Origin of the sequence: Pseudonocardia sp. WMMC193, from assembly GCF_021728735.1 — a bacterium.
Taxonomy (GTDB): domain Bacteria; phylum Actinomycetota; class Actinomycetes; order Mycobacteriales; family Pseudonocardiaceae; genus Pseudonocardia; species Pseudonocardia oroxyli.
Map to the genome: position 1 here is coordinate 1,857,022 of NZ_JAKKDO010000003.1, position 12,892 is coordinate 1,869,913.

General features: G+C 76.4%; 12 protein-coding genes. 8 read left to right on the forward strand and 4 right to left on the reverse strand.

Going from position 1 to position 12,892, the window contains the following annotated elements:
- The first annotated feature begins 62 nt into the window (after positions 1–62).
- Together L3X23_RS10310 and L3X23_RS10315 are read left to right on the forward strand one after the other, a co-directional pair.
- Entirely contained in the window at positions 63–335 is a 273-nt protein-coding gene (locus L3X23_RS10310) for a hypothetical protein (RefSeq protein ID WP_237192002.1), read from the forward strand.
- Positions 336–461: 126 nt separating this feature from the next.
- Positions 462–1,043: an RNA polymerase sigma factor gene (locus L3X23_RS10315; RefSeq protein ID WP_237192003.1), complete on the forward strand. Its 582-nt coding sequence runs from the start codon at positions 462–464 to the stop codon at positions 1,041–1,043.
- Here L3X23_RS10315 and L3X23_RS35855 read toward each other — a convergent pair.
- Positions 1,015–3,894 carry an AAA family ATPase gene (locus L3X23_RS35855; RefSeq protein ID WP_308116890.1) on the reverse strand — a complete coding sequence of 960 codons (2,880 nt, stop codon included), beginning with the start codon at positions 3,892–3,894 and terminating at the stop codon, positions 1,015–1,017. The genes L3X23_RS10315 and L3X23_RS35855 overlap by 29 nt on opposite strands.
- Before the next feature lie 271 nt (positions 3,895–4,165).
- Between L3X23_RS35855 and L3X23_RS10330 the strand changes: the two genes are divergently transcribed.
- Entirely contained in the window at positions 4,166–5,371 is a 1,206-nt protein-coding gene (locus L3X23_RS10330; protein ID WP_237192004.1) for an ROK family transcriptional regulator, read from the forward strand.
- A 25-nt stretch (positions 5,372–5,396) separates the two neighbouring features.
- On the opposite strand, the gene L3X23_RS10335 is transcribed toward L3X23_RS10330, so the two are convergent.
- Positions 5,397–6,092 carry a GNAT family N-acetyltransferase gene (locus L3X23_RS10335; RefSeq protein ID WP_237192005.1) on the reverse strand — a complete coding sequence of 232 codons (696 nt, stop codon included), beginning with the start codon at positions 6,090–6,092 and terminating at the stop codon, positions 5,397–5,399.
- Between the two features lie 80 nt (positions 6,093–6,172).
- Here L3X23_RS10335 and galT point away from each other — a divergent pair, with 80 nt between their 5' ends.
- Genes galT through L3X23_RS10350 form a run of 3 tightly spaced genes read left to right on the forward strand, consistent with a single transcriptional unit; the run spans position 6,173 to position 8,636 of the window.
- Positions 6,173–7,201, forward strand: coding sequence for a galactose-1-phosphate uridylyltransferase (gene galT / locus L3X23_RS10340; protein WP_237192006.1), 1,029 nt, complete (start codon positions 6,173–6,175; stop codon positions 7,199–7,201).
- Positions 7,198–8,274: a galactokinase gene (galK, locus tag L3X23_RS10345; RefSeq protein ID WP_237192007.1), complete on the forward strand. Its 1,077-nt coding sequence runs from the start codon at positions 7,198–7,200 to the stop codon at positions 8,272–8,274. The genes galT and galK overlap by 4 nt, the downstream gene beginning before the upstream one ends.
- Positions 8,271–8,636, forward strand: coding sequence for a YchJ family protein (locus tag L3X23_RS10350; RefSeq protein ID WP_237192008.1), 366 nt, complete (start codon positions 8,271–8,273; stop codon positions 8,634–8,636). The genes galK and L3X23_RS10350 overlap by 4 nt, the downstream gene beginning before the upstream one ends.
- A gap of 310 nt (positions 8,637–8,946) precedes the next feature.
- Here L3X23_RS10350 and L3X23_RS10355 read toward each other — a convergent pair whose 3' ends face one another.
- Both L3X23_RS10355 and L3X23_RS10360 read right to left on the reverse strand, forming a co-directional pair.
- Positions 8,947–9,570 carry a hypothetical protein gene (locus tag L3X23_RS10355; protein ID WP_237192009.1) on the reverse strand — a complete coding sequence of 208 codons (624 nt, stop codon included), beginning with the start codon at positions 9,568–9,570 and terminating at the stop codon, positions 8,947–8,949.
- Positions 9,571–9,716: 146 nt separating this feature from the next.
- Positions 9,717–10,898, reverse strand: a complete 1,182-nt coding sequence (locus tag L3X23_RS10360; RefSeq protein ID WP_237192010.1) for a CdaR family transcriptional regulator — start codon at positions 10,896–10,898, stop codon at positions 9,717–9,719.
- Between the two features lie 125 nt (positions 10,899–11,023).
- Here L3X23_RS10360 and L3X23_RS10365 point away from each other — a divergent pair, with 125 nt between their 5' ends.
- Positions 11,024–11,920, forward strand: coding sequence for a squalene/phytoene synthase family protein (locus tag L3X23_RS10365; protein WP_237192011.1), 897 nt, complete (start codon positions 11,024–11,026; stop codon positions 11,918–11,920).
- On the forward strand, positions 11,917–12,885 hold the full coding sequence (locus L3X23_RS10370; protein WP_237192012.1) for a squalene/phytoene synthase family protein: 969 nt from the start codon (positions 11,917–11,919) through the stop codon (positions 12,883–12,885). The genes L3X23_RS10365 and L3X23_RS10370 overlap by 4 nt, the downstream gene beginning before the upstream one ends.
- Positions 12,886–12,892: the final 7 nt, after the last annotated feature.

Below are 12,892 nucleotides of genomic sequence, written 5' to 3' on the forward strand. Positions count from 1 at the left end.
GTCGGACCTGCACCCCTGCTTCAGCGTCGATCACGGGGCTACTCGACACCCCGGAGGCGACCGTGGCGATCCTGCTCTGCGAGCGCTGCTACGCACCGATCGACCCCGCCCGCGAGCGGCACGTCACGCTCGCCCACATCGACGGCGCGCTGCCGGACGGCGGCCTCCACTGGGTGCACTCCGCCCTGCACGTCGGCCCGTGCGGGGCCCTCGCGACCGACCGCTCGGCCGCCGAGCCGCCGGACACCGGCGAGTGGGACCCGCGCCGGCGGGGCTTCGCGCCCGCCGCCGCCGCGTGGATCAACCGGACGCCGGTGACCGACCGCACCCACTAGCGTCCGTGCCGGCGAAATAGGGGGGTCGGCCCCACCCCCCTAGGGCGTTGCCCCGACGCGCGGACCGGCGGCGCGCGGAAGGCTCCGTCGGGTCCGCAGCGTGACGCTCCCCGTCGGAGGCAGCCGTTGTCCGCGCCCGTGCCCGTGCCCGTGCCCACACCCGACGACGACCTGCTCCGCCGCGTCGCCTGCGGCGAACCCGCCGCCTGGCGGGAGGTCGTGCACCGCTACGAACGGCTGGTCCGGGCCCGGGTGCGCGGCTTCCGCCTGCAGCCCGCGGACGCCGAGGACGCGGTGGCGGGCACCTGGCTGCGGCTCGCGCAGCACGCCGACCGGATCCAGCACGCCGAACGCCTCGCGGGCTGGCTGTCCACCGTCGCGGGCCGCGAGTGCCTGCGGCTGCTGGACCGCAGCGCGCACGCCGGGATCCCCGTGGCGGACGTCGGGGAGCTCCTGACCGACGCGGTGCCCGGCCCGGAGCACCGGGCCGTGTCGGCGGAGGTCGCACGGGAGGTGCGGGGGCTGGTCGCCGAGCTGCCGTCCCGCCGGCGGGAGCTGCTGGCCGCGCTGTTCGCCGACGAGCCGTGGACCTACGAACGGATCACCGCGGACATCGGGATCCCCATGGGCTCGATCGGCCCGACCCGGGCCCGCGCGCTCGCCCAGCTGCGCGCCGCCGTCACCGAGCGCGGTCTGCGGGCCGGCTAGCGGAGCGGACCCACAGCGCGCCCGCCTGCACCCGGCTGCGCACGCCGAGCTTGGCGAACAGGTGGGTGACGTGGATGCCCACGGTCTTCTCGCTGATGAACAGCCGCCGCGCGATCTCGCGGTTGGTGTGGCCCTCGGCGATCTCGGCCAGCACCTCGCGCTCGCGCGGCGTGAGGCTCGCCAGCCGGTCGGTCCGCTGCGCGGGCACCGGGACGGGCGGAACCGGTGGGCCCCCTTCGGGCAGCGCCACCCGGGCGCGGCGGGCCAGGTCGCGGACCTCGGCGAGGAGCGGACGGGCGCCGAGGCCCACCAGCAGGTCGTGGGCCCGCGTCAGGTCGTCCGCGGCGGCCGCGGAACGGGTGCGCTGCGCGAACCGCGCCTCGGCCCGGCGCAGCAGCCCGTAGGCCACGTTGTACGGATTGTCCCGGCGCTCCCACTCCTCGGCGACCTCGCCCCAGCGCTCCGGGTCCGACGCCCCGTCCGCCCGCGTCACCTCGGCCGCGCTCATCAGCGCGAACATCTGCACCGACCCGGCGACGGCGGGCGCCGCGCCCGCCGCCCGGGCCGGCAGTTCGGCGGCGTGGCGGCGGAGCAGCGCGACGGTCTCGGCGTCCGGGGCGGGGCGATCCAGCCGGGTGCACTCGGCGTGCGCCCGCAGGCCGTGCCAGACGAGTGCGGCGTCGAGCCAGACGTCGTCGTGCGCGGCCGTGAGCGCCAACCCGGTCAGCGTGTGGGGGATCGCCTCCTCGGGCCTGCCGTGGAACATCGCCAGGCCGGCGCGCAGGGTGAGCAGCGGGACCTTGTACCGGGCGCCCGCGGTGTCGTGCGCCAGCATCTCGACGACGTCCAGGTCCTCGGCCGCGCCCGCCAGGTCGCCCTCGCCGACCCGCATCCGGCCGCGGGACAGCCGGATGTCCATCGCCTCGCTGCCCGCCGGGCGCGCCGCGAAGGCCTGCTCGATCACGGCATCCGCCTCCGCCCAGCGCCCCACGCGGAACTGGCCGTTGGCGGCCAGGGACAGCAGCCGCACCCCGTGGGTGCGGCCGAGCCCCAGCTCGGTGAGCCTGCGGGCCCCGGTCAACGCCAGCTCGATGCCCTCGGTGATCGCGCCGAGCGGCCCGGACAGCAGCTCCGCGCGGCGGTGGTACGCGCGCCCGAGGACCGCGGGCGAGCCGCTCTCCTCCGCCGCCCGCAGCCCCTCGGCCAGCGCGGCGGCGCCCGCGGCGGGGTCCTCCAGGTAGGCGAGGCTGTAGCCCAGCGTGAGCAGCAGGCGGGCCTGCTCGGCGAGCGCCCCGGTCGCGCGCGCGACCTCGAGGGACCGGACCGCCTCCTGCCGGGCCTCGGCGAGACTGCCGCCGAGCAGCAGCGCCTCCGCGTGGCCCGCCAGGGCGGCCGCGTCCGTACCCGCGGCGAGGACCTCGCGGTAGACGCGTTCGGCCTCGGTGCCGCGGCCCGCGTCGAGCAGGTAGCCGCCGAGCCGGGACAGCAACGCGCTGCCGCCGCCGAGATCGAGCCGTGCGCGCAGCGCGGTGATCGCCGCGTCGTGCTCCCCGGCGAGGTGGGCGGCCTCGGCGGCCCGTTCGAGCGCGGGTGCCCGGTCCGGGGCGTCCGCCCCGCGGGCCAGGTCGGCGACCCGCTGCCAGTGGTGGAAGGCGTCCGCGTAGCCGTGGACCCGCTCGGCCGCCTCGGCCGCGGCCGCGGCGGCGGACCGGGCGCGCCCGCCGTCCCCCGCCCGGTCCCAGTGGTGGGCCAGCAGGGCGGGCTCGGCGGCGGCGGGGTCGGCGGCACCGAGCTCCGTCAGCGCGAGGGCGTGGCGCCGGTGCAGGTCGCGGCGCTCCGCGGGGAGCAGGTCCGCCGCCACCACGTCCACGGCCAGGCCGTGGCGCAGCCGGTACCCCTCGTCCTCCACGACGACCGAGCCCTCGTCCACCGCCGCGCGCACCGCGGCCAGCAGCCGGTCGGCGGGCAGGGCGGTGACCAGGCCCGTCACCTCGTGCGAGACGGTCCCCTCCGCCACCGAGAGCGCCCGCACGACGCTGCGGGCGTCCGGCGGGAGGGCGCGCACCCGGCCGAGCACGAGGTCGCGCAGCCCGCCCGTGAGGGCCGCGGCGTCCCGGTCCCGCAGCGCGCGCAGGGTCTCCTCGGCGATGAACGCGTTCCCGCGCGAACGGCGCCAGACGAGCTCGCCGGAGTCGGCGAGGTCCGCGGGGACACCTGCCCCCGCGACGAGCGCGTCCACCGACGCCCGGTCCAGGGGCGCGAGCCGCAGGTCGTGGACCCGCGGGTGGCGGCGCAGGCCACCGAGGCCCAGCTCGTCGAGCCCCGGGGAACCGCCGCCCTCCCGGTGGGTCACCACGACGAGCAGCCGCGCCGATCCCATCGTGGCGGTGAGATAGGTCACGAGGTCCCGGGTGGCGCGGTCGGCCCACTGCACGTCCTCGACGATCCACAGCACGGGACGGTCCGCGGCCGCCCCGAGCAGCACCCGTCCGGCCAGGTCGAGGGGGTGGGCGGCCGCGCCGGCACCGGGCAGGATCCCGAGCCCGGCCAGCTCGGCGGACCACGGGTCGAGCGCGGCGCGCCCCTCGGCGTCGAGCGCCCGGACGGCCAGCCCCAGCGCCAGCAGCGGCGGACTCTCCCCCACGTCGACGGCGGTGCCGGACAGCACGAGCGCGCCGGTGCGGGCCGCGACGGCCGCCAGCTCGGTGACCAGCCGGGTCTTCCCGACGCCCGCCTCGCCGGACACCAGGACGACACCCGGCGTGCCCGCCCCGGCCGCGGCCAGGGCGCCGGAGAGCAGGCCGAGCTCGTCGGTGCGCCCGACCAGGGGCGGGCGGCTGGCGGCGCTCACTGTCCGTACGGTATTCAGCCCCGGCCGCCGGGTCCAGCAGACCCCGTCCGCCCGCACGGGGGTGCGAGCCGCGAACCGGGGCCGGTGTGGACACGGCGACCGCCGGTCGCGCCCACACCACCCCCTCGGCCCCGGTCCGACGGTCCCCTCCCCCACGTCGGGACAGAGCGCCGAACCCGGACCGCTGATACAGCGGATCCCGCGTGGTGTCTTGCGCACACGAAAGACAGAAATGTGGCATCTTCGGTACATCAGCAGGTGAGGGGAAGTCATGACCGGAGCGCTCCGGGGGCGGCGGCCGACGGCGGCACCCGCGACGGCGGGCGAGGTGTTCGCGCTGATCCGCCAGGGCGCGGTCGCGACACGCACCGAGATCGGCCGGGCCACGGGCCTGTCCCGCACGGCGGTCGCGGCGCGCGTCGACCGGCTGCTGGCCGAGGGCCTGGTCAGCGAGGTGCAGGGCGGCGCGGTGACCGGCGGCAGGCCGGCCGCGCGGCTCGCGTTCCACGCGGGCGGCGGGACCGTGCTGGCCGCGTCGGTCGGGGTGAGCCGCACGTCGCTGGCCGTCTGCGACCTCACCGGCGCGGTCCTGGCCCAGGACTCGCTGCGCATCCGCGCGCGGTCGGGCCCCGAGCCGGTGATGCGCGCCGTCGCCGACCGGCTCGGCGGGCTCCTGGCCGAGGCGGGCGCCGACCGGGCCGGGGTCCGCGGCATCGGGCTGTCCATCCCCGGCACCGTCGACTCGACGGCGGGCTGCAGCATCGGCGTGCCGGTGCTGCCGGGCTGGGCCGAGGTGAAGCTCCCGCCGCTGCTGCACGAGCACTTCGCGGTGCCGGTGCGGGTGGACAACGACGTGAACGTCATGGCGATCGCCGAGCAGCACGCCCACCCCGGCATCGACGACCTGCTCGTGCTGAAGGTCTCGACCGGGATCGGCGCGGCCGTCGTGAGCGGCGGGGTCCTGCAGCGCGGGGCGCGCGGTTCGGCGGGCGAGATCGGGCACACCCAGGTCGCGAACGGCCCGGGCATGCCCTGTCACTGCGGCAACGTGGACTGCATCGAGATCCTGGCCAGCGGGTCCGCCCTGATCCGGGACCTCGTCGTGCGGGGCCGCGCGGTCGACACGGTGTCCGACGTCGTGGACCTCGTCCGCGCCGGGGACGCCGAGGCGGTGACCCTGGTCCGGGAGGCGGGGCGGCGGATCGGCGAGGTCCTCGCCGCCGCGGTGAACCTGCTCAACCCCGCGGTGATCACGGTCGGCGGCGACCTCGTCGGCGCCTACGAGCCGCTGGTCGCCGGCATCCGGGAGTCGGTGTTCAAGCGGGCCGTCGCCACGGCCACGCAGAGCCTGCGGGTCGAGCCGGGCGCGCTCGTCGGGCGCAGCGGCGTGACGGGCTGCGCGATCCTGGTGCTCGACCGGGTCCTGTCCCCCGGCGCGGTCGACGAGATCCTCGCCGCGCGCGACCTGGTGCTGTGACCACGAACGTGGTCACCGCACCGGCTCAGGCCGCGGACTGACCCGCCGACACCCTGGTCAGCCCCACGAAGACCAGCTCGCGCGACAGGGTGAACCCGAGGTGCTCGTAGAGCCGGATGGCGCCGGTGTTGGACGCGGCGGCGTGCAGGAACGGCTCGTCCCCGCGCTCCCGGATGCCCACCGCCACCGCCCGCATCAGCCGCGCCGCCAGGCCCTGCCCGCGCACCGCCGGGTCCGTGCAGACCGCCGAGATCTCGGTGCGGCCCGGCACCCGCATGCGCTCCCCGGCCATCGCGACGAGCGCCCCCTCGCGGCGGATGCCCAGGTAGGTGCCCAGCTCGATGGTCCGCTGCTTGAACGGGCCAGGCCGGGTGCGGGCGACCAGGTCGAGCATCTCCGGCACGTCCGCCGGGCCCAGCCGCACGGCCTCCGGGTCCGGCTCGGCGACCAGGCCGTCACCGGTCATCTGCACGCCCGGCAGGTCCATCACCGTCGTCCAGCCCGCCGGGGCGGGCCGCGCGGGCCCGGCGAGGACCGCCTCGCCGCCGGGGCCGACCAGGGCCGCGAGGTCCGCCCAGTCCGCGGGCTCGGGGTCCAGGGGCAGCGCGCAGAACGGCGCGATGTCGGGCCGGTAGCGGGCCGCCCGGCCGCGGTGGTCGGCGAGGGAGCACTGTGGTCCCGTCAGCGCGCTCCGGACGGGATTCTCGAGCGGGTCGGACACGCACTCATCCTGCAACACGGTGCTATAGGTTTTCCCGCGGATCCACCCGGCACCACCCGCACGACCTCGGAGCGACCCCCATGACCACCCGCACCTCGGGAAAGCTGTCCGACGGCCGCGAGATCCTCTGGTACGACCGCGAGCCGGGGCGGGTGGCGGGCGTCGACCACCGCGGGCTGCCGCAGGTCCACACCGTCTCCGAGATCCGCTACGACGAGCTGCTCGACGAGTGGGTGGCGATCGCCTCGCACCGTCAGACCCGCACGTTCCAGCCGTCCGGCGGCGCCGAGCACTGCCCGCTGTGCCCGACCATCCCCGGCCGCGAGACCGAGGTGCCCACCCCGGACTACGAGGTGGTGGCGTTCGAGAACCGCTTCCCGTCGTTCTCCGGCGGGGTCGGGCGGTGCGAGGTGGTGTGTTTCACCAGCGACCACGACGGTCGGTTCGGCGGGCTGCCCGCCGACCGCGTCCGCCTCGTCGTCGACGCCCTCGCGGACCGGACCGCCGAGCTGAGCCTGCTGCCGGGCGTCGAGCAGGTGTTCCCGTTCGAGAACCGGGGCGCGGAGATCGGGGTGACCCTCGCCCACCCGCACGGACAGATCTACGGCTACCCGTTCGTCACGCCCCGGACCCGACAGCAGCTGGAGTCGGCGCGGCGCTACCGCGTGCGCACCCGCGGCGACCTGTACGCGGACATCCTGGACCGGGAGCGCTCGGGCGCCCGGGCGGTCGTCTCGTCCGCGCACTGGACGGCGTTCGTCCCGGTGGCGGCGCGCTGGCCGGTCGAGGTGCACCTCTACCCGCACCGGGACGTGAAGGACCTGCCCGAGCTGACCGCCGAGGAGCGCGCCGACCTGGCCGAGGTCTGGCTCGACGTCCTCGCCCGGCTCGAGCGCTTCCACGACCGCCCGCTGCCCTACATCGCCGCGTGGCACCAGGCGCCGGTGCGCCAGGACCGGCACCTCGCGCGCCTGCACCTGGAGCTGTTCTCCATCCTGCGCACCCCCACGAAGATCAAGTATCTGGCCGGGTCCGAGTCCGGGATGGGCGTGTTCATCAACGACACGACCCCCGAGGACGTCGCGGCGCGCCTGCGGGACCTCGCGTGAAGCGCTGGGCCGCGCCCGGACGGGTCAACCTGATCGGCGAGCACACCGACTACAACGACGGGTTCGTCCTGCCCCTCGCCCTCGCCCAACGCACCGTCGTCACGGTCGAACCGGCCGAGCGGTCCGTGGTGCGGTCGAGCCGCGAGGACGACCCGGTGACCTTCGCGGCCGCCACGGTCGCGCCCGGTGACGTCACGGGCTGGGCCGCCTACGTCGCGGGGGTGTTCTGGGCCTTCCGCGAGGCGGGGCACGCCGTGCCGGACCTCGACCTGCACGTCGACGGGGACGTACCGGTCGGGGCGGGGCTGTCGTCGTCGGCGTCGCTGGAGTGCGCCGTCGCGGTGGCCCTCGCCGAGCTCGGCGGCCTGGACCTGGGCCGCACCGAGCTCGCCCGGCTGGCCCGCCGCGCCGAGAACGAGTTCGTCGGCGCCCCCACCGGGGGCATGGACCAGATGGCCGCCATGCACGGCGCCGCCGGGCGGCTGGTGTTCCTCGACACCCGCACGGACGCCGTCGAGCTGGTGCCCTTCCCCCTCGCCGAGCACGGCCTGGCGCTGCTGGTGGTCGACACGCGGGCGCCCCACCAGCTGGTCGACGGGCAGTACGGGCAGCGCCGCGCGGACTGCGCCGAGGCCGCCGAACAGCTCGGAGTGCCCGCGCTGCGGGACGCGACGCTCGACGCCGTCGAGCGGCTGACCGACGAGCGGCTCCGCCGCCGCGCCCGGCACGTGGTGAGCGAGGACGCCCGGGTGCTCGAGGTCGTCGACCGGCTCACGGCGGGCGCGGACCCCCGCGGCATCGGGCCGCTGCTCAGCGCGTCGCACGCGTCGATGCGGGACGACTTCGCGATCACCGTCCCGCACGTCGACGTCGCCCAGGAGGTCATGGAACGGGCGGGCGCGCACGGCGCCCGGATGACCGGGGGCGGGTTCGGCGGCTGCGTGATCGGGCTGGTCGAGGCGGCCGACGTCGACCGGGTGGGCGGCGCGGTGGCCGCGGCCTACGCCGAACGCGGGTGGACGGCGCCGGTCGCGTTCACCGCGGTGGCCTCCGGCGGGGCGGGCCCGGCATGACACCCTGTCCCTGCGGTCTCGGTGACCCCTACGCCGCCTGCTGCGGCCGCTTCCACGCCGGCGACCTCGCGCCGACGGCCGAGCGGCTGATGCGCAGCCGGTACAGCGCCTTCGCCGTCCGCGACGAGGCGTACCTGCGCCGGACCTGGCACCCGAGCACCCGGCCGCGGCACATCGCCCTGGTCCCCGACCAGCGCTGGACCCGGCTGGACGTGCTGGCCGTGGACCGCGGCGGGCTGTTCGACTCGGAAGGCACGGTCGAGTTCCGCGCCCACTCCTCGGCGGGCGACCTGCACGAACACAGTCGGTTCGTCCGTGAGAAGGGCGCCTGGCTCTACCTCGACGGGGTGCTCACGCCGTAGGTCGCGCTCGGCGCCCGGTGCCACTCGGGCGTCCCAAGCGTCGCTCAGCGGTGCTTGGGCGTCCCAAGCGTCAACGGGCCGCGCCCGGCAGTGCTGCTTGGGCGTCCCAAGCGTCACTCAGCGGCGCTTGGGCGTCCCAAGCGTCAGCGGGCCGCGCCCGGCAGTGCTGCTTGGGCGTCCCAAGCGTCGCTCAGCGGTGCTTGGGCGTCCCAAGCGTCAACAGGCCGCGCCCGGCAGTGACACTTGGGCGTCCCAAGCGTCACTCAGCGGCGCTTGGGCCTCCCAAGCGTCAGCAGGCACCCCACCCCGCTCAGAATCCCGCCCCCGCCGCCCACCGCGGCCCGACCTCGGCCCACTCCCGGGCCCAGGCCCGGTGGTTCAGTGCGGCGCACCGGGCGCGCACACCGGCACGCACGCCGGCCAGCAGCAGACCGCCCGCCAACAGCACCAGCAGGCCGCCGACCACCGAGGTCACCGCCGCCTGGGTCGCGGTCACCGGGGGCGGGGCGAGCGCGCCCGTCCGGTCCACCCAGATCGGCACGGACGACCCCGCGGGCTGCGGGCCCATCACGGGGACGGTGCCGGTCTGCAGGGACCCGTCGGGGGCGGTCCAGGTCGCCGGCACCGCGGCACCCACCCCGGGGCTCATCGTCGCGTCCAGCCCGGGCGACGCCTCGACGGGCGCCGTCAACGTCGCGGTGACCGCGACCCGGTCGACGGCGTCGTTCGCGGCCTGGCGCACACCGCTGCCGTGCAGCGACACCGAGGTCAGCACCGCCAGGACGACGGCGAGCAGGGCGCCCGCCGCGACCAGCACGCCCGTCGCGCGCTCGACCCGGTCGGTCCGGCGACGCGGGAAGGGGTCCGCGGGCGCCGAACGCGGCGCCGGTGTCTCGTGGGGCTGCTCGTTCTCGCCCGACCACGGGGAACGCACGTCAGGGTCCTCTCGGGAGCGACGGTTGCACGACGGTCCTTCAACCGTGCGCTCACGCGCGCGCTACGGCAACGTGGGAGTGGCCTGCACGACCGTGGAATGTGTCACTCCCGGCGAACGGCTGTTCACCCTGCGTGGGCGACCGCTCACCGGTTCGGGTCGACTCCCGGCAGCCGGGGGGCACCCCAGGCCAGCGCCAGCAGCAGGCGGGCGCGCAGGTCGGGATCGTCGAGTCCGGGCCCGAAGAGCTCGTAGAGCCGCGCCAGGCGGTAGCGCACCGTCTGCGGATGGACGTGCAGCTCCGCGGCCATGGCCTGGCGATCACCCAGATGTCGCAACCAGGAGACCAGGGTCTCGCAGAGCCGCTCGCGGGAGGCGGGGGCGGCGCCCTCGAGCGGGCGGAGCACCTGGGCGCGCAGCACCTCCAGCAGCCGCGCGTCCCGGTGCACGATGATCGCGTCCAGGTGCTCCTCCGCGAAGACCGGGTCCTCGGGCAGCACGCCGGAGCGCTGCAGCCGCGCCGCCACCTCGGCGATGTGCAGGCTCGCCGGGAGCCGGTCCGGCGTGACCGTGGGCCCGACGACGGCGCGGGTCCCGCGCAGCAGGTCGGCGAGCCGCTGCCTGCGTCCGCCCTGGGCGGGATCGGGCACGATCGCGCCGGGCAGCCGCACCCGGTTGATCAGCAGCGTGCCGGGGTCGAACCGGGACAGCACGCCGTGGCCGAGCAGGCTGTCGTCCTGCACGAGGACCACCGCGACCTGCTCGGGGACCTGCCACTGCGCGCGCACCGCCGCCGCGGCCACCGCCGCCTCGGTGGCGCGGTCGGACAGCAACAGGTCCACGAGCTCCTCGCGCAGCCGTTCCCGCGCCACGGCGGCCTCGGACTGCTCCAGCACGAACCCGTGCGCGGCGGAGGAGGACAGCCGGTCGACGAACGCGAACACGCCCTCGGCGAGGGTCGCGAGCGGCCGCGGCCCGAGGTCGAGCGCCACGGCCACCTCCGCGACGTGCCGCCAGAACACCCGGGCGCCGAGCTGGAACGCGGAGAGCAGACTGGAGACGTCTCGGCCCTCCCGCCACTGCATCCGGCCGATCTCCTCGAACAGCTCCTGTTCGCCGATCCCGATGCCCTCGGCCGCCTCGGGTCCGACGAGCCGATGCACCACGTGCACGGCGGCCGCGGCGACTTCGTCACGGTTCGTGTCCAGAAATCGCGCATAATCGGGCCATTCGGGCAACAGCGCGGCGCCGACCTCCTGCATGACGGCGGGGACGCGGCCCAGGAGGGCCTCCACCAGCCGGTCGGGTGTTACGGGGGCGCTGTCCACACCGGAGGTTCTACGCCCATCGTGGCAACCTGTGCGACATATTTGTGCGCGCGTGACAATTCGTACCCGAGAGAATTGAGGGAATCGGGCAAGCCCCCTCGCCGGAACTGCGACACGATCATGGCGTGGTCCGGGGGAACGCGGTCGGTGACACCGCGGGGACGGCAGACGCCGCCGCCGCGTCGTCGGGCGCCCGACTGCGGTCCGCCGAGGCCGCCGAGAACTTCCCGGTCGCGCTCCGGGTGCTGCCCACCCGGCACCGCACCCGCCTGCGGGCCGTCTACGCGGTCGTCCGCACGATCGACGACCTGGGCGACGAGGGGCCCGGCACACCGGCCGAGCGGGTGGCCGCCCTGGAGGCGTTCCGCGCCGACCTGCACTCCCCCCGACCCCGGTCCCCCGTCCTCGCCGCCCTGGCCCGGGACGCCCCGGACCTCCCGACCGAGCCGTTCGACCGGTTGATCGCCGCGAACGTGCAGGACCAGCACGTCGCGAGCTACCCGACCTGGGACGCGTTGCTCGGCTACTGCGCGCTGTCCGCGGACCCGATCGGCCGGATCGTGCTCGCCCTGTTCGGCGCCGCACCCGCCGATCCCGCCTCCCCCGTCCTGCGCGCGTCGGACGCCGTCTGCACCGCCCTGCAGGTCCTGGAGCACTGCCAGGACGTCCGGGAGGACCGGGCCCGGGGCCGCGTCTACCTGCCCGCCGAGGACCTGGACGCGTTCGGGGTGGCGGTCGAGGAGCTCGACCGCCCGGTGGCGACGACCCGACTGCGCGGGCTCGTCCTGTACGAGACGGAGCGCGCGGAACGGCTGCTCGACGAGGGCGCCGCCGTCGTCGGGGCGCTGCGCGGCTGGGCCCGGCTCGCCGTGGCGGGGTACGTCGCCGGGGGCCGCGCCGCCGTCGACGCGCTGCGGCGGGTGGACGGCGACGTGCTGGGCCGCGCCGAGGAGGCCGCCCACAGCCGCCGACGAGACGTCCTGCGCCACCTCCCCCGGGCCGTGAGAGCGAGCCGCCCATGACGGACACGTCCCGCACCGACCCCGTCCCCACCACCACCGACCGCCGCGACTACGCCCGAGACCTCCCCGCCGCCTACGCCGCCTGCGAGGAGATCACCCGCCGCGAGGCCCGCAACTTCTCCTACGGCATCCGGCTGCTCCCCGCCCCCAAGCGCGCGGCCCTGTCCGCCGTGTACGCCCTCGCCCGGCGGATCGACGACATCGGCGACGGAGACGTCCCGGGCGCGGCGACCGCCGAGGCGAAGCTGGCGGCCCTCGAACGCATCCGGGTGTCGGTGCAGCAGATGCGCGCGGGCGAGCCGGATCCCACGGACCCCGTGCTCGTCGGGGTGCACGCGGCCGTGCACCGCTACCCGATCCCGCTCGGCGCCTTCGACGAGCTGGTCGACGGCGTCGAGGCGGACACCCGCATGGACGACGAGGCGCAGCGGACCGGCGAGCCCGCCCGACCGCACGCCACGTTCACGGACATGGAGATCTACTGCCGTCAGGTCGCGGGCTCGGTCGGGCGGCTGTGCCTGGGGATCTTCGGGTCGCGGCCGGACGCGCGGGCGAGCGGGTACGCCGACCGTCTCGGGATCGCGCTGCAGCAGACCAACATCCTGCGAGACGTCCGCGAGGACCTGCTCAACGGGCGCGTCTACCTGCCGACCGACGAGCTCGCCCGGTTCGGCGTCGACCTGCGCCTGGACGAGCACGGCGCCCTCGCGGACCCCGACGGCGCCCTCGCCGCCTACGTCCGCTTCGCCGCCGACCGCGCCCGCGGCTGGTACGCCGACGGGTTGGCGCTGCTCCCGCTGCTCGACCGGCGCTCCGCCGCCTGCGCCGGGGCGATGGCCGGCATCTACCGCAGGCTGCTCGACGAGATCGCCGCCGACCCCGCCTCCACCTACACCGGGCGGCGCTCGCTGTCCGGTGGGGCCAAGCTCGTCGTCGCGGCCCGCGCGCTGATGGGCCGCTCGTGAGCACCCC